8 protein-coding genes and 2 CRISPR repeat arrays (1 of these 10 only partly in view) are annotated in these 17,924 nt (G+C 41.6%); all 8 genes read left to right on the top strand.

Features of this window, described 5'->3' with window-relative positions; genetic code table 11:
- Window positions 1-356: 356 nt before the first annotated feature.
- The 8 genes from VXS03_RS12810 to cas6f all read left to right on the top strand — a co-directional run bounded on the left by VXS03_RS12810 (window position 357) and on the right by cas6f (window position 14,671).
- Window positions 357-611, top strand: a complete 255-nt coding sequence (locus tag VXS03_RS12810) for a hypothetical protein (RefSeq protein WP_327764139.1) — start codon at window positions 357-359, stop codon at window positions 609-611.
- 41 nt (window positions 612-652) lie between these two features.
- Entirely contained in the window at window positions 653-1,453 is an 801-nt protein-coding gene (locus tag VXS03_RS12815; RefSeq protein WP_442957449.1) for a RecX family transcriptional regulator, read from the top strand.
- A gap of 54 nt (window positions 1,454-1,507) precedes the next feature.
- A CRISPR array of direct repeats spans window positions 1,508-6,037; the repeat unit is 28 nt; unit sequence TTTCTAAGCTGCCTGTGCGGCAGTGAAC.
- Window positions 6,038-6,239: 202 nt separating this feature from the next.
- Window positions 6,240-7,217: a type I-F CRISPR-associated endonuclease Cas1f gene (gene cas1f / locus VXS03_RS12820; protein WP_327764140.1), complete on the top strand. Its 978-nt coding sequence runs from the start codon at window positions 6,240-6,242 to the stop codon at window positions 7,215-7,217.
- Window positions 7,218-10,490 (top strand): type I-F CRISPR-associated helicase Cas3f, encoded by a 3,273-nt coding sequence (gene cas3f, locus VXS03_RS12825; protein ID WP_327764141.1) that lies wholly within the window; start codon window positions 7,218-7,220, stop codon window positions 10,488-10,490.
- 387 nt (window positions 10,491-10,877) lie between these two features.
- Window positions 10,878-12,149 (top strand): type I-F CRISPR-associated protein Csy1, encoded by a 1,272-nt coding sequence (csy1, locus tag VXS03_RS12830; protein ID WP_327764142.1) that lies wholly within the window; start codon window positions 10,878-10,880, stop codon window positions 12,147-12,149.
- The gene (gene csy2, locus VXS03_RS12835) at window positions 12,146-13,093 is read left to right on the top strand and encodes a type I-F CRISPR-associated protein Csy2 (RefSeq protein ID WP_327764143.1); all 948 of its coding nucleotides are present in this window, start codon (window positions 12,146-12,148) and stop codon (window positions 13,091-13,093) included. The genes csy1 and csy2 overlap by 4 nt, the downstream gene beginning before the upstream one ends.
- Window positions 13,094-13,112: 19 nt before the next feature.
- The gene (gene csy3 / locus VXS03_RS12840; RefSeq protein ID WP_327764144.1) at window positions 13,113-14,111 is read left to right on the top strand and encodes a type I-F CRISPR-associated protein Csy3; all 999 of its coding nucleotides are present in this window, start codon (window positions 13,113-13,115) and stop codon (window positions 14,109-14,111) included.
- A gap of 5 nt (window positions 14,112-14,116) precedes the next feature.
- Window positions 14,117-14,671: a type I-F CRISPR-associated endoribonuclease Cas6/Csy4 gene (cas6f, locus tag VXS03_RS12845; protein WP_327764145.1), complete on the top strand. Its 555-nt coding sequence runs from the start codon at window positions 14,117-14,119 to the stop codon at window positions 14,669-14,671.
- Between the two features lie 180 nt (window positions 14,672-14,851).
- Window positions 14,852-17,924: a CRISPR direct-repeat array (repeat unit 28 nt; unit sequence GTTCACTGCCGCACAGGCAGCTTAGAAA) (it continues 439 nt past the right edge of the window).

Below are 17,924 nucleotides of genomic sequence, written 5' to 3' on the forward strand. Positions count from 1 at the left end.
CGACTAAATATCTGGGATATTAGTCACATAACGCATAAGGATGTACGCAACTGATATATTAAAGTGATTATTTTACACATTCATTCCTATGCGGTATGTGTTTTATTTAAATAACGTAGCGCGTTACTTCATTATCTTAGTTCATGATTTGAAATTTTCGAGTGTAAGTTATTAAAGTCTTGATGATTTTTAGCCATATGCGTCTTTATTGACAATTAAAGCTTAATGATGTCTAAAAAGTAGAGGCTTAATGTCTGCTATTTTGATCAAAAAAGAACGAAGCATAATAGTTAGCTTCTTTCATTATCAGTATACAATGGCGAACTAAAGGTACTTTTGCCTCAAAGGAATTGACTATGTTATGGTTTTTAATGATAACGTTACCGTTGGTGTTGGCGGGTGTTCATCAGCTATTTTTGATCTTAAACCTTTATCCTCGTAATAATAGTGTATTTATTATTCCTGCTATTATTATCAGTTACTGTATTTTTGCTGTTCATTCAGTATTTGATCGTGATGCGTTACCCGCTGTAATCATTGCTATTTACTATATTGGCTTAACCGCGATTACAGTTCGAGCAACGATTCGACGATCAACTGTGTTTAAATAACATTTTCATTCGAATTTTTATTTTCAATAAGGGTTAATCATATGAAGAAACCGTATCCAGCAAAAACTATCCAGAATGTGATTAACAGTGCTATTTATCATCTCAATTTACGTGATCATACCGAGTATGAACTACGAAAAAAATTAGAGGCCAAAACAGAGCAACAAGATTGGATTGAGACTGTATTACAACAAATGAAAGATTTTGGTTACTTAAAAGATGATCTTCCATTTGCGTTGCATTTTTGTGAGATGGCTTTCTCTAATGAACATGGACAACAGTACATTAAACAGAAATTAAAAGGTAAAGGTATTCCTGCAACAATCATTGAAGAAGCATTAATTGAGATTATTGAGAAAAAACAAGTGTCTGAACTTGATATGATCAAAAATCGTTTAGATAGTTATGATGATTTTAGTCAAACCACCAAAGAGAAAATAACCAACGATCTCACTAAGCGAGGGTACAGTTTTCAAGATATTTCAAGAGCGATTACTGAGCATGATGCTGCCGATACGCTATTAACTAAAGCTAAAATCAAAGGCATGAATGCGGATCTTGAAACCGAAGTATTGAAATTGGTGAGAAAGCTCAAAGGCAAAACAGTGATTAAGCAAGAGCTTAAAATGAAACATGTTGATATTACTAATCTTGAGCAAGTCTTCTATGATTTAGAGGAAGCGGGTGAGATCGATTTTTATGAAAATTGCCAATTAGTGTTAGCGAAAAAGCGGTTTGATTTGTCGAATTTTAAAGATAAAAGTAAAGCCTATGCGTATTTATCATCAAAGGGTTATAGCTCAGATGAAATCAAAGAAGCAATGGCAGCAGTAAGTCGTTAAAACTGCCTGTGCGGTAGTGAACGCAAATTGGGTGCTAAGATTAATGGCTGTTGTTTTCTAAGCTGCCTGTGCGGCAGTAAACATGAGAGTTTTACTTTTGATTGGTGTAGTCATTTTCTAAGCTGCCTGTGCGGCAGTGAACATCGCTGTGCATCTTCGGTCTTTTTCAGTAATTTTCTAAGCTGCCTGTGCGGCAGTGAACTCAAGAACATCTTTGTGCAATAGACCCGTTACTTTCTAAGCTGCCTGTGCGGCAGTGAACCGTCGACGCTATGTTGCATAAACTCATGTACTTTTCTAAGCTGCCTGTGCGGCAGTGAACTTTAACGCTTCGGCTATTAACACCCATCGTTGTTTCTAAGCTGCCTGTGCGGCAGTGAACAAGTTGGTTATCGAATTATCAACGCCAATCTGTTTCTAAGCTGCCTGTGCGGCAGTGAACTAAATTCAGCTAGAGATGCGACATTGTATGACTTTTCTAAGCTGCCTGTGCGGCAGTGAACGTGATGCGGGTAAGGTTACTCGCTCAATGTCATTTCTAAGCTGCCTGTGCGGCAGTGAACCGCTTGTTGCGATACTTGCAGCCATAGCTGCTTTTCTAAGCTGCCTGTGCGGCAGTGAACTTTAGTAATGTTACTATTGATGGTACATGCAATTTCTAAGCTGCCTGTGCGGCAGTGAACTAACTTTAGGATCTGGGATGGTTGTTAAGGTTTTTCTAAGCTGCCTGTGCGGCAGTGAACGAAAATTGCACTGGTATCCAAGTCGGTGCGATTTTCTAAGCTGCCTGTGCGGCAGTGAACCCCTCGGGCGTATACCAGTGATGGGTGCTGACTTTCTAAGCTGCCTGTGCGGCAGTGAACCTGTGACAGCTTGCCACCCCGACGCTGACGAATTTCTAAGCTGCCTGTGCGGCAGTGAACTTGGTAACGAATTTCACACGATAGGCGCAACGTTTCTAAGCTGCCTGTGCGGCAGTGAACCTTCAAGTGTCATATCAGTAAAGAACATGATATTTCTAAGCTGCCTGTGCGGCAGTGAACACCAGGATAATCTAGGTGTATGCCTGGTTGGTTTTCTAAGCTGCCTGTGCGGCAGTGAACCGGAACATATAGTGTGCCGTCATATGCTGCAGTTTCTAAGCTGCCTGTGCGGCAGTGAACCAGGTTTTGAGTTTATTCAGTCTGATGTTGTTTTTCTAAGCTGCCTGTGCGGCAGTGAACTGCTTAGGTTGAGAATTGTTGTTGCACCATATTTTCTAAGCTGCCTGTGCGGCAGTGAACTTTATTTCGCGTAAAGTGTTCCCGACTGTACCTTTCTAAGCTGCCTGTGCGGCAGTGAACCTGTTAATTCACCTGCTTTGGCTGTCGATGTTTTTCTAAGCTGCCTGTGCGGCAGTGAACATCAAGCGTCAACTCTAACGTTAGGTGTTTCTTTTCTAAGCTGCCTGTGCGGCAGTGAACATGCCCGTGTATCATGGCCATAAATTCTGCAATTTCTAAGCTGCCTGTGCGGCAGTGAACATACATCACAGATATGTTTAGTGAGTGCTTTATTTCTAAGCTGCCTGTGCGGCAGTGAACGAACACGATTCAGAAACAGGTGTTGATTATATTTTCTAAGCTGCCTGTGCGGCAGTGAACTTGGTGAAGAGATTTTAATAAATACTATTGACTTTCTAAGCTGCCTGTGCGGCAGTGAACTCCTCCTGGTGATTCAATTTTAATTGGAATCTTTTCTAAGCTGCCTGTGCGGCAGTGAACTTCCAGAAACATTTAAAAGCGTATGTAGACGCTTTTCTAAGCTGCCTGTGCGGCAGTGAACGGTGATCTGAATCTCACCGACCGTAGCCGTTATTTCTAAGCTGCCTGTGCGGCAGTGAACAAGGCTTAGCTAAAATCTTAATCAAAGTACTTTTTCTAAGCTGCCTGTGCGGCAGTGAACACGAAATGATCGCCGCGGCTGATTTAGCTATCTTTCTAAGCTGCCTGTGCGGCAGTGAACTTGAATGGTGTAATTGATAGTGAAGGTTACAGTTTCTAAGCTGCCTGTGCGGCAGTGAACCATTTCAAAGCATGTCAGAGGCGACGGTGATATTTCTAAGCTGCCTGTGCGGCAGTGAACACTGTGATATCCGCCTACCGCTGGATTTGGGCTTTCTAAGCTGCCTGTGCGGCAGTGAACTTCTCATCGCCGTTTTCGCCTATCTTTCCCGATTTCTAAGCTGCCTGTGCGGCAGTGAACATGAAAGTGGAACGGCTGGTTGTGGTACAAAATTTCTAAGCTGCCTGTGCGGCAGTGAACCAATTCGCTTAAATAAAAACATTGATCATTATTTTCTAAGCTGCCTGTGCGGCAGTGAACACGTACGCCCTGCTTGCGTACCACGTACCGCTTTTCTAAGCTGCCTGTGCGGCAGTGAACAATTGGTGAGGGAATTAGTGAGGGGTTTTTAATTTCTAAGCTGCCTGTGCGGCAGTGAACACCTTATGACCATGGCTACACCAATTTCAATTTTTCTAAGCTGCCTGTGCGGCAGTGAACGAAAGTTCCATTGCCGTTAGCGTTAAATCAACTTTCTAAGCTGCCTGTGCGGCAGTGAACGCTTATCACCTCAACTCCTTGTTCTACCAACTTTTCTAAGCTGCCTGTGCGGCAGTGAACCTTCCTTTCCGTCATTCGTTACAACTTTAAAATTTCTAAGCTGCCTGTGCGGCAGTGAACTGAGTTAATTCGCAAGGGAGTGATTTTTTAATTTTCTAAGCTGCCTGTGCGGCAGTGAACCTCACCACTATACACATGATGGGGGTAGATTTTTTCTAAGCTGCCTGTGCGGCAGTGAACAAGGGCTTAACCACTGCTCAGTCTATTGATATTTTCTAAGCTGCCTGTGCGGCAGTGAACATAGCATCTTCATCATCTAACTTTTTCAGCTGTTTCTAAGCTGCCTGTGCGGCAGTGAACATTCATTTTTAATAATTGCATTAATGATTTTTTTTCTAAGCTGCCTGTGCGGCAGTGAACCGGCTGTGAACTCACGACCTGCTGGTATGACTTTTCTAAGCTGCCTGTGCGGCAGTGAACGTGGTGCCGCCGTTCTTTCCTGGCAATCGTATTTTCTAAGCTGCCTGTGCGGCAGTGAACCTGTAGCATCACTGATAGTAAATGATGGATTTTTTCTAAGCTGCCTGTGCGGCAGTGAACATGCAGTCATGCGCTCGATCAGTAAAGTCTCATTTCTAAGCTGCCTGTGCGGCAGTGAACCATGCCCTGCATTGACAATCTTCTCTGACTCATTTCTAAGCTGCCTGTGCGGCAGTGAACTTTTGTTTTCTAGATCGAGTTCATTTCCGTTTTTTCTAAGCTGCCTGTGCGGCAGTGAACTCTACCCTGAACAGGATCACTACCTAATCGCATTTCTAAGCTGCCTGTGCGGCAGTGAACGCCCCGTCATATGCGGGGCTGTTATTTGCATTTTTCTAAGCTGCCTGTGCGGCAGTGAACAGCGCGTGAGAAAAAGTAAAACTTCCCTCTATTTTCTAAGCTGCCTGTGCGGCAGTGAACGCACTTTATAAACTGATACTTAGATCCCTCATTTTCTAAGCTGCCTGTGCGGCAGTGAACCGTATTCGTATGTAAAGTTCATACTTGTCATATTTCTAAGCTGCCTGTGCGGCAGTGAACACCATTACTGATGATATTAAAGATTCGATTCATTTCTAAGCTGCCTGTGCGGCAGTGAACTTGTTTATGAAGCCATCATCCAAACTGAATTTTTTCTAAGCTGCCTGTGCGGCAGTGAACACTATTTGACTGGGCAAACAAAGATTCATTCTTTTCTAAGCTGCCTGTGCGGCAGTGAACTTCGTTTGCTGGGAAAGCCCGCTAGAAAGACATTTCTAAGCTGCCTGTGCGGCAGTGAACCCATCTGTAATGACATGCGTTGAACGCAACGGTTTCTAAGCTGCCTGTGCGGCAGTGAACTTGCTGCGTAATCAGATGCAGTATCGAAGTTATTTCTAAGCTGCCTGTGCGGCAGTGAACTACCGTGATCAAGTGATTGAGTTGCGCCAGTTTTTCTAAGCTGCCTGTGCGGCAGTGAACCGTGACGGCATTAGCTCTTGAGTTGCTATCTTTTTCTAAGCTGCCTGTGCGGCAGTGAACTGGTTAGATAGTTCATCAATACGAGTTAATAGTTTCTAAGCTGCCTGTGCGGCAGTGAACACATGGGAACGCCTATATTAATGGCTGTCTTATTTCTAAGCTGCCTGTGCGGCAGTGAACCAAAATAATAGTCGTGTTGATTTTAGTCAAATTTTCTAAGCTGCCTGTGCGGCAGTGAACCGAGTAAAAACCCTAAAGCAGCCATTAATATATTTCTAAGCTGCCTGTGCGGCAGTGAACTACCGTGATCAAGTGATTGAGTTGCGCCAGTTTTTCTAAGCTGCCTGTGCGGCAGTGAACAATAGACCAAGAATAATTTGTCCTCGCTTGCGTTTCTAAGCTGCCTGTGCGGCAGTGAACAGTCACCTCAGCACGATTTGCGATTCAATATTTTTCTAAGCTGCCTGTGCGGCAGTGAACTGAAGCTCTATCAGTATAAGTTATTGCTTATAAAAGCCAAACAGTAAATTCTCATCAAAAACCCTTTTTTAAACTGATATTTTAAGTTGTTGTTTTATATAGCCTGAATAGTTACCAAATAAAAAAGGGTATTTGTGATTACACTCTAAACGAATTATATGCATTATGTATATAATTTGTTTTTTTATAGTTGGTGATTGCTATGTGCGCTAAGTCTTTCACACCGAGTGAGCTAAAAACAATTATTCATTCTAAACGTGCCAATCTTTATTATTTACAGCATTGCCGTGTGTTAGTGAATGGTGGACGGGTTGAATATGTCACTGACGAAGGTAAGCAATCATTGTATTGGAATATTCCTATAGCAAATACGACTGCAATAATGCTCGGAACAGGCACGTCCATTACCCAAGCGTCAATGCGTGAATTAGCCAAAGCTGGCGTACTAGTCGGTTTTTGTGGTGGTGGCGGAACGCCGTTATTCTCAGCTAATGAAGTTGAACCTGACGTTAGTTGGTTAACACCGCAATCAGAATATAGACCAACAGAATACCTTCAATGTTGGGTGAGTTTCTGGTTTGACGATATGAAACGATTAGAAGCTGCGATCCTGTTCCAGAGAGTCCGATTACAGCAAATTAAAAAAGTATGGTTATCTGCAACCATGCAACGTGATAATAATTTCATTATTGATGCGGAAAAGCTGGAACATATTTTATCTGCGTTTGAAAATAAACTCAGTCATTGTCAAAACAGCACTGATTTATTGTTATTAGAAGCGGTCATGACCAAAGCTTTATATAAACTCGCAGTTAATACGGTGAAATATGGTGAGTTTACTCGTTCGTCGCGAGGAAATAGTACCGATATTGCCAATCGCTTTTTAGATCACGGTAATTATTTAGCGTATGGCTTAGGGGCGACCGCGTGTTGGGTCATTGGATTGCCACATGGGCTCGCGGTTCTACACGGTAAAACCCGTCGTGGCGGATTAGTGTTTGATGTTGCTGATTTAATAAAAGATGCGATTGTGCTTCCAAATGCCTTTATTGCTGCAATGGCAGGGGATGATGAGCAAGAATTTCGGCAACGATGCCTAAATGGATTTAGAAAAGCCAATGCATTAGATGTAATGATCGATGCCATTAAAGACACAGCACAAGCGGTAGCAAAATTATAAATGAATATTCTTCTTATCTCTCAATGTAATAAAAAAGCCCTTGATGAAACCCGTAAAGTGCTGGATCAATTTGCAGAACGTAAAGGTGATCGCACATGGCAAACGCCGATTACTCTAGAAGGCTTAAAAACATTACGGCAGTTGTTAAAGCAAACTGCAAGACGTAATACTGCGGTCGCTTGTCACTGGATTCGAGGCGCGAATAATACCGAATTAATGTGGATTGTCGGTAATAAACGTCGTTTCAACGAACAAGGTACAATACCCACAAATACCACTGAGCGTAATATTCTGCGTTCGGAAGATGAGAATGGCTGGCAAAGTAACTATGCCGTTGCGTTAATGGCATCGCTGGCGGGTTTATTTCATGATGTCGGTAAAGCGAATAGTTTATTTCAACACAAACTAACGGGTAAAGGCGGCATTGCCGAGCCATTACGGCATGAGTGGCTATCGTTGTTGGTTTTTCAAGCATTTGCTAAAAATAAAACTGATGAGCAATGGTTAACAGAATTAGCGGATTTATCACCACAAAAAATCAGCAAGATTGTTAATGATGTGCACTATACCCCAGCGTTGTCACCGTTTATTGGCTTAACCGAATTAGCAAAAACGATTGGATGGTTAATTGTTTCTCACCATCGCTTACCAACCTATCAACTGTCAGACTTTAAGCCGACAATTGGTGATTCAGATGATTGGTTAGAACAAAAACTGTGCCCTGAGTGGAATGCAAAAAATCATAAAAATCCTGAGTTAATCGCAAAAATAGCGGATAACTTTATTTTTCCTCATGGAATTCCACTACAAAGTCAAACATGGCAAAACAAAGCGCAACAACTGGCGAAACGGGCATTATCACATCCTAATTTGCGTCATTTTGGGCGATGTGAGAACGCATTTCCACTGCACATGGCACGATTAAGTTTAATGCTTGCTGATCACTGTTATTCATCAAGTCAGCCTGTTATTGCTTGGCAAGATCCTCTCTATAAAGCTTATGCAAATACCGATCGTAAAACGGGGAAATTAAAACAAAAATTAGATGAGCATAATATCGGAGTAGCGCAGTTAGCCTATCGATTAAGCTTAGGCTTACCAAAATTACGTTTGAGTTTACCTGCGATTACTCGCCATTCGTTATTTAAAAAACGTACCACAATTAATAAATTTCGTTGGCAGGATAAAGCCTATGATTTAGCATGCTCTGTGCGTGATATTTCAGAAAATCATGGATTCTTTGGGGTCAATATGGCGTCAACGGGGTGTGGTAAAACCTTTGCCAACGCGAGAATTATGTATGGCTTAGCCAATCAACAACAAGGGTGCCGATTTAGCATTGCTTTAGGGCTGCGTACATTAACGCTACAAACAGGGGATGCACTTAAAGATCGTTTAAAATTAGACAGTGATGATTTAGCGGTGTTAGTTGGATCGCAAGCAGTGAAAGATTTGCACGAAAGACAGTTCACAACTCAGCAACAAGAAAAAGCGCAGCAAACGGGTAGTGAGTCAGAAACCTTATTTTCAGAGCATATGTATGTCAGTTATGACGGTAGCCTTGATGATGGCCACCTTAGCCAGTGGCTCAAGCAGAAACCGATTATTCATAAATTGGTTAGTGCACCGATTACGGTCAGTACTATTGATTATTTAATGCCAGCAACAGAAGGTACGCGAGGAGGTCAGCAAATTGCACCGATGTTGCGTCTGTTTAGCGGGGATCTGATTCTTGATGAGCCGGATGATTTTGGCTTAGAAGATTTACCTGCATTATGCCGTTTAGTCCATTGGGCGGGCATGTTAGGTTCACGAGTATTATTGTCATCAGCGACGTTAGCACCGTCATTAATTACTGCGTTATTTAAAGCCTATCGTCATGGGCGCCAACAATATAATCATAGCCATGGTATTACTGAAACAACAGTACAATGTGGTTGGTTTGATGAATTTAATGTGCAATCAGCTTGTATTGATGATGCTGATTTTAAACTACAACATATGCAGTTTATTACTCAACGAAAAAATACACTAAGCCGTAAATCAGTACCTTTACGTCAAGCTGAGTTAATCCATTTAGATGCGGAAAAATTAACGCAAACCGATGCAGTTAATTATTTATCGACTCATATTCAACAGGCAATTTACACCTTAGATGAGCGCCATCGTCAAGTTACATCAAACGGTAAAACACTCTCAATTGGCTTAGTGAGAATGGCAAATATTGAACCCTTAATTGCGGTGGGTGAATCGTTATTATCAATACCAACGACTGATAATACCTGTATTCATTACTGTTTTTATCACAGCCAGCACCCGATGGCAGTAAGAGCGCATATAGAGCAACAGCTAGACGCGGTATTAATGCGAGATTCTGCTAATCCACAAGCGATATTTGATGTACCACCAATTAAAGGTGTATTAGCGCAGCATCCTCAACAACATCATATTTTTGTGGTGGTCGCTACTGCGGTAGCTGAAGTTGGGCGCGATCATGATTATGATTGGGCAGTGGTTGAGCCCAGTTCAATGCGGTCGATTATTCAGCTTGCGGGGCGTATTCAGCGTCATCGCCAATGTGTTCCTAATTTGCCAAATATTATGATATTAAGTAAAAATATTAAGGCGTTATTAGGTGCAGATATTGCTTATTGTAAGCCCGGGTTTGAACAGAAAAAAGATAATTTAAACAGAGGGATTTTACAGCTAAATCAACATGATTTGACTCAGTTGTTAGTCGCTGATGATTATCAGACTATCTCTGCTTATCCACGATTTATTGAGCCTAATTTGAAAGTGTTAACTTTTCCTTCATTGGAGCATCGAGCCTTAATTTTTAGTCTATTTCAAGATCCAAACAAGAAAGTCGAATATTGGTGGTTACAACCGTATTTGCACTTGTTTGGCGAATATCAGAACCAAACCCGTTTTCGAGATTCACGACCACAAACGGAATACCATTTCTTTATCGACAATGAAGATCAAGCGCTAAGCATTAAAGTGCGTGATGAATACAGCGGTGAGTTTGTAAATAAAACCGAGCTGTTTCACCTTGCAGTAATAGACAATCTAGCGAGTGGTAATCACGCATGGTTTGATTGTCAATACAGCGCAGTGTATGACGAGTTAAGTGACATCTTTGATAAAGACAGTGAACAAATCAGTGAATTATTTGGCGGTATTAATCTTAATGAGTCCGATAAAACACCGCTATTTTACTACCACCCGTGGTTAGGTGTGTTTGAGGGGAAATATAGGAATTCAAAAAATTGAATATGATGAACTAGATACTACTAGTTCATCATTGCTACCAGTACGGTAGTATAAATAAGTACAACATACTTCTAAGCTGCTTGTTCAGCAGTTTTTTCATTGTACTCATTGTATCAGTTAAAGACAAATACATGATTAAATTATTTAGTACTACATAGGTTGATTTTATTTTTTTTGTTATGTATTATCATGCATAGTTTATTGTATATGCATAGGTAAGATGAATGAGTGCAAGGCAAACAAGGTTTTTAGATTTTATGTTGAAAGTTTTGACTAAAGTCTGTAGTCAATTAGCTATCCAGTGTCTCCGTTGGATTATTGATATTTTATTTTAGATTTATAGAGTAGTGGCGATATCTTTTGCTAAAGGTGAAATAGGGAGTTTCTATGCCAATGCACATCAGCACATTGATTCAAGCGTATATTGAACAACGACGTCAAACGAAACTTGATGAAATTGAAAAGAAAAAGAACGTCAAAAATGGGGTGTCGGAAATTGAATTAGCGACCTTGAATGAACAAATTCAAACAGCTTATCAAGATTTTGATATACAAACATGGCTTACAAGTGCTGCGGTGAGAGCGAAACAAATTAGCTTGGCAACTCATGCGGTGAAGTTTACTCATGGTAGTGCTAAAGGTAGCAATATTTTAGCATTAGCCTCTAATACTGATGCGCTATATCTTGATTCATCTGCAATAGTTACTCCCGCAGTAGATGCTGTGGGTAATGCCGCTGCATTAGATGTGGCAAAGTTACTTCAACTTGATGATGGTGATGCCACACTTGCTGTTTATTTGTCGCAAGGGGAAGATCATGTTTTACGCCCTCTGGCAAATAGTGATGAGCAATGCCAATTATGGGCGGATGGCTTGCGTCAAGCATTAGAAGTGAAAACTCCTAGCAGTCATACTTTAGCCAAACAGATTTATTTTCCTATTGGTGATAATCAATATCACCTTATTAGTCCGCTATATTCATCAGCTTTGGCTCATGAATTATTTCATCAGGTGCAACATTCACGTTTTAGTGATGAGATGAAAGCAGCCAGAGATGCGCGTAAGAAAAATCAACCAAGTGATGTTGATGTGGTGCGTTACCCTGATTTAGCCGTCACTATTAGCGGCGGCTCAAAACCACAGAATATCTCGCAATTAAATTCAAAACGCTATGGTAAAACATATTTATTCCCTTGCACTGCGCCTGATTGGAAAAGCCAATACCAACCACCGATGTTTGGGGGTAATTGGTTTGATAGCCGCGAAGTTGGACGTAATACTTATTATCTAATTAAGTTATTGGCTGAGTTTTTAGTCAAAGTAAAACCTTTAGATAGCAATATCCGCATTCGTCAACGCCGTGATCAATTAACAGATCAGATCCTTGATAGCATTTTAACTTTGGCTGCAAATCATCAGGTTTCCCCTCAAGGTTGGAGCGAAAACAGTGAATTATCACCTGCACAGCAATGTTGGTTAGATCCACAAGCAAGCCATTCTTATAGCGGTGATTGGCAAGTTGAAGTCAGTCGTGATTTTGGTTTATGGCTCAATAACCGTTTAGAAAAGGCCAGTCAACAGCAATTAATGTTAGGCAGTGAAGCATTGCAACATTGGCAAACGTTATGTCATGACGCTATTCGTGAGGCAGGACGATGAGTTTATTCCTTATTAAAAATATGCACATTGAAGGTGCAAATGCGATTGCAGGTTTCACTTATGGTTTTCCTGCTATTACTCAGTTTTTAGGTTTTGTACATGCATTATCACGCAAAATTGACCCACTGCACGGGATCAGTTTTGATGGCTGTGCAGTGATGTGTCACCAACATCAGGTGCATGCTTATCGAGGCAGTGATTGGGATGATTATGGTTTTTCATTAACTCGAAATCCTTTAGCCAAAGACGGTAAAACAGCACCTATCGTTGAAGAAGGAAAAATGAACCTTTGTGTATCGTTATTGATTGAATGCAAAGGTTTTAGTGGTGGTAACAGCGACCAAGAGCAACTTATCAGTGATGCCATAAAAACCCAGGCATTAAGCCAACGTTGTGCTGGTGGGCGTATTACAAATATTGAAGCATGCCAATTTAAACCGATGCCAAATGAGGCGGGTGATTGTCGCAGACTTTTACGACCATTGTTACCTGGATTTATTTTATGTGATCGTAGCGATTATCTACAGCAACATGCTGAAAATAAAAAAGATAGTCAAAATATGGTCATGAGTTGGCTCGATTTTAGTGCCTTGCGTTATCGTTATGAAACGCTAACTGAAAGTGTAGCGGCAGAGCAGGGGCAGTGGCAGCGTGTCAATAAGCCTCAAAGTGGTTATTTAGTACCACTGATGATTGGTTACAAACAAATTAGCGATGTATTTGCTGCCGAACAGGTGGCTAACGTTCGTGATAACACCACCCCATTTGCATTTACTGAGGCTGTTTATAGTGTCGGTGAGTGGATAGGCAGCCCAAGTCGAGTTGAATCTATCAATCAAATCTTATGGCGTTATCAATATAGCTCACCGTATTACTTATGCCGCGCTCAACAATCTATTCATTCTATTGAAAGTAATGAAGAAGATTTCGACTTTTCTTATTAAATAGCCAAGGATGTATACAATGACAACTAAGTTAACTACACCATCAGTTTTAGCGTTTGAAGGCAAATTGGCTTGCTCAGATGCCGTTATGGCAGCGGGTAATTGGAATGAAATAGCTTCTAGTGCAAATTGGCAGCCTATCGCTGTTAATGAGAAATCAGTGCGCGGTACCATTTCTAATCGCATGAAAGGACCAAAAGCCAATGATCCCGCTAAATTAGATGCAGAAATTCAAAAAGCCAACTTACAAACAGTAGATAATGCTGCATTACCATTTGATTGCGATACGCTCAAATTGACCTTTACGTTGCGTGTACTTGGCGATTTAAATATCCCTTCTACATGTAATAGCCCAGGTTACCAAGCCGCATTAAGTCAATTAATTAAAGGTTATGTTATTGAGCATGGATTTAAAGAATTAGCGACACGTTACGCGACCAACCTTGCTAATGGACGTTTCTTATGGCGCAACCGTGTTGGCGCAGAAAATGTGATGGTGACAGTACAGTACCATGATCAACAATGGACATTTGATAGTTTAGATTACAGTCTACGTCAATTTACCGCGGTGAATGATGATTTAGCGGCATTATCAGCGGTGATTGAACAAGGTTTATTAGGCGAAAAAGCGACATTATTAACAGTAACTGCTTTTGTACAATTAGGTCATGGACAAACAGTATTTCCATCTCAAGAATTGGTTATGAATACAGGCTCTGGTGATAAGAGTAAGTATTTGTATCAACTTAATGGTCAAGCGGCGATGCACTCTCAAAAAATTGGTAATGCGCTTCGTACTATTGATACATGGCATCCTGAAACAGATGAAGTTGGGCCAATTGCAGTTGAACCTTACGGCTCGGTGACTAATCGCGGTAAAGCCTATCGTCAACCTAAAGAAAAAACCGATTTTTATAATTTATTAGATAATTGGTTATTAAAAGATAAAGCCCCAGAGTTAGAGCAACAACATTATGTGATGGCAATGTTAGTACGTGGTGGTGTGTTTGGAGAATAGCGATTATGTTGTATTACATTGATATTCAAGTGTTGCCAGATTTAGAAACCTCTGCGCCAGTATTAATGAATAACCTATTTGCGAAATTACACCGTCAATTAGCGGCGGTAGGTAGTGGTAAAGTGGGGATCAGTTTTCCTAATATGCATAAAACACTAGGTGATACGTTGCGCTTACACGGTACTCAAGCTGCACTTGAAATGATGATGGCGAATACTTGGCTGAAAGGGCTAAGGGATTACACCCGTGTTACTGCTATTACGGCAATTCCGAGTGACATTAAAGGCTATCAGACTGTTAAACGCGTGCAGACTAAAAGCGCCAATAACAAGCGTAAACGTTCGATTGCTAAAGGTTGGATCAATGCAGATGAAGCTATTCATGCAATTCCTGATACTGCCGAGCGCAAGTTAACTTTGCCTTATGTTCAAATTCAGAGCTTATCTAATCAGAATGTTATGCGAGTATTTATTGAACATAGCAAGGTAGTTAGTGATGCAACGGATGGTGTATTTAGTAGTTATGGACTAAGCGCTACTGCAACGATCCCTGTGTTTTAAGTGTTGTTGTGATTATAAGAGTAAGAATGGGTTAGATGAGCATTCATTTAACCCTTTTTTTGTGCCTTTATTTATAATATTTAAAATCAACAACTTATAAATGGTCGATTAAAAAGGGGTAAAAGATGTTTTTTGGGGTTTTATTTAAATTAAACAATCGCTTATTATAGTTAAGCTTCAGTTCACTGCCGCACAGGCAGCTTAGAAAATGAGTAATGAGTGGACAGTCAGGCGATAACGGTTCACTGCCGCACAGGCAGCTTAGAAAAAAGGAGCAGCAATTGAAGATATTAGAAATCCGTTCACTGCCGCACAGGCAGCTTAGAAAGATAGTCGGATATCGCAGTATAGGGTTTTCAAAGTTCACTGCCGCACAGGCAGCTTAGAAATTTTTAATTATAACTTTCGTTTTATCAATAGAGTTCACTGCCGCACAGGCAGCTTAGAAATTTTTTTCTTAGTGATAGCAATAAAGATGCGTGTTCACTGCCGCACAGGCAGCTTAGAAACGATAGAGAACATGAATTTAGTTGTTAATGTAGTTCACTGCCGCACAGGCAGCTTAGAAAAACAAGTTAATTTTAGTGGCAGTGAATCTGTTGTTCACTGCCGCACAGGCAGCTTAGAAAAGATTCAAGTGCAGCAACGGACGCTGAAAATGGTTCACTGCCGCACAGGCAGCTTAGAAAAAAAGGACTCACGACCATGACTAACTCAACAGGTTCACTGCCGCACAGGCAGCTTAGAAATGCATTTCTTGGGACATAACAAGCATCAAATAGTTCACTGCCGCACAGGCAGCTTAGAAAGTGGAAAACATGGTGGGAAGAAATGGCGCGTAGTTCACTGCCGCACAGGCAGCTTAGAAAGTAAGTAAACGAGCAATTGACCGATTTAGAACGTTCACTGCCGCACAGGCAGCTTAGAAAATTACAGCCTGGCAATCACGAACCTTTAAAAAGTTCACTGCCGCACAGGCAGCTTAGAAACTTACTATCCATCATTCCTAAAATTGATTTTCGTTCACTGCCGCACAGGCAGCTTAGAAAAGAAGTTCAAGCGGCTCGTATTGGGAAATTAAGTTCACTGCCGCACAGGCAGCTTAGAAATCAAGCGGGGATAAACACAGTTAATAAGGGTCGTTCACTGCCGCACAGGCAGCTTAGAAAAATGAACCGCACTTCCACCTCGCCAATATTGAGTTCACTGCCGCACAGGCAGCTTAGAAAAAATCTAATTTAAAGTCATAGCGCATTCAAAAGTTCACTGCCGCACAGGCAGCTTAGAAAATTACTAATCTTACGAAAACTTACATCTAAATGTTCACTGCCGCACAGGCAGCTTAGAAAACATACAATGATGTATGCTGTGCATTCGGTACGTTCACTGCCGCACAGGCAGCTTAGAAATTTGAAAATGAAATCCTTATAGTTAACGCCTTGTTCACTGCCGCACAGGCAGCTTAGAAAAATGTCATGAAACAGAACGTTTTCAAGATACTGTTCACTGCCGCACAGGCAGCTTAGAAACACACAATCAGAATCACCATCAACGATACGATGTTCACTGCCGCACAGGCAGCTTAGAAAAGCGGGAAGCGAGTACGCATAAGAGGACAAAAAGTTCACTGCCGCACAGGCAGCTTAGAAATAATCCAGACGCTGAGTTTGATTCATATAAAAGTTCACTGCCGCACAGGCAGCTTAGAAAAGAGCCATTAATTAATACTTTACGATTTATTTGTTCACTGCCGCACAGGCAGCTTAGAAACCGCATACACGGATACGCTAGGCGTTAATGTGGTTCACTGCCGCACAGGCAGCTTAGAAATCCATTCCATCCCTGCCATTTTTAGACCATGAGTTCACTGCCGCACAGGCAGCTTAGAAAGTTAAGAAACAACATAGCAACTATGAAATTTTGTTCACTGCCGCACAGGCAGCTTAGAAAAATGAACCGCACCTCCACCTCGCCAATATTAAGTTCACTGCCGCACAGGCAGCTTAGAAATAAAGTAGCATTTGTTGATCGCTATGTTGAATGTTCACTGCCGCACAGGCAGCTTAGAAAATAAAACGCTAATTCAATATATTCGATCATACGTTCACTGCCGCACAGGCAGCTTAGAAAATGAAAGTAAACCCAAACTGGCTGATCGCTTTGTTCACTGCCGCACAGGCAGCTTAGAAAATTTAGTAGTAAACGCCCACCATTCACGCGTTGTTCACTGCCGCACAGGCAGCTTAGAAAGTGAGTTAGGTCGTAAAATAGCGCGCGACAACGGTTCACTGCCGCACAGGCAGCTTAGAAATAAACTACAGGTTTTAACACTGCTGTGTACGTGTTCACTGCCGCACAGGCAGCTTAGAAAATTTACAAACGCTCAATCAGTACAAATAGACGGTTCACTGCCGCACAGGCAGCTTAGAAATGAACTGGCCGCCTTTTCTTAAGTAAATTATTGTTCACTGCCGCACAGGCAGCTTAGAAATTTCAGATTGGGAAGTGGTTATATCTATGCTGGTTCACTGCCGCACAGGCAGCTTAGAAAATTTACAAACGCTCAATCAGTACAAATAGACGGTTCACTGCCGCACAGGCAGCTTAGAAAATGAACTTGGCGATATCCCTAGCCCACACAACGTTCACTGCCGCACAGGCAGCTTAGAAAACTAGTTGCTGTTATATCACCGCTAATATTCGGTTCACTGCCGCACAGGCAGCTTAGAAATCATCCTCGAACAAGATGTTAAGCGAGGTGATGTTCACTGCCGCACAGGCAGCTTAGAAAAGATATCACCAGTCAACATATGGAAGATATTTGTTCACTGCCGCACAGGCAGCTTAGAAAAGAGGTAATGCGACGTCTTGAAGTGCCACTATGTTCACTGCCGCACAGGCAGCTTAGAAAATCTGAACAATACAAATATCCAATATCATTTTGTTCACTGCCGCACAGGCAGCTTAGAAAATCTGAACAATACAAATATCCAATATCATTTTGTTCACTGCCGCACAGGCAGCTTAGAAAAACGACTACCCACGGTCATTAACGTACACAGCGTTCACTGCCGCACAGGCAGCTTAGAAAATGTGTATAGGGGTGAGTACCCCACATTGTCCGTTCACTGCCGCACAGGCAGCTTAGAAAAACCGCTGTTAGGTCTACTTCTGCGTATGTGTGTTCACTGCCGCACAGGCAGCTTAGAAATATCACGAAAGTCAATTTTTCTTCCGTTGTCAGTTCACTGCC

It is taken from the genome of Photobacterium sp. S4TG1 (genome assembly GCF_036040035.1).
In the GTDB taxonomy this organism is placed as follows: Bacteria; Pseudomonadota; Gammaproteobacteria; order Enterobacterales; family Vibrionaceae; genus Photobacterium.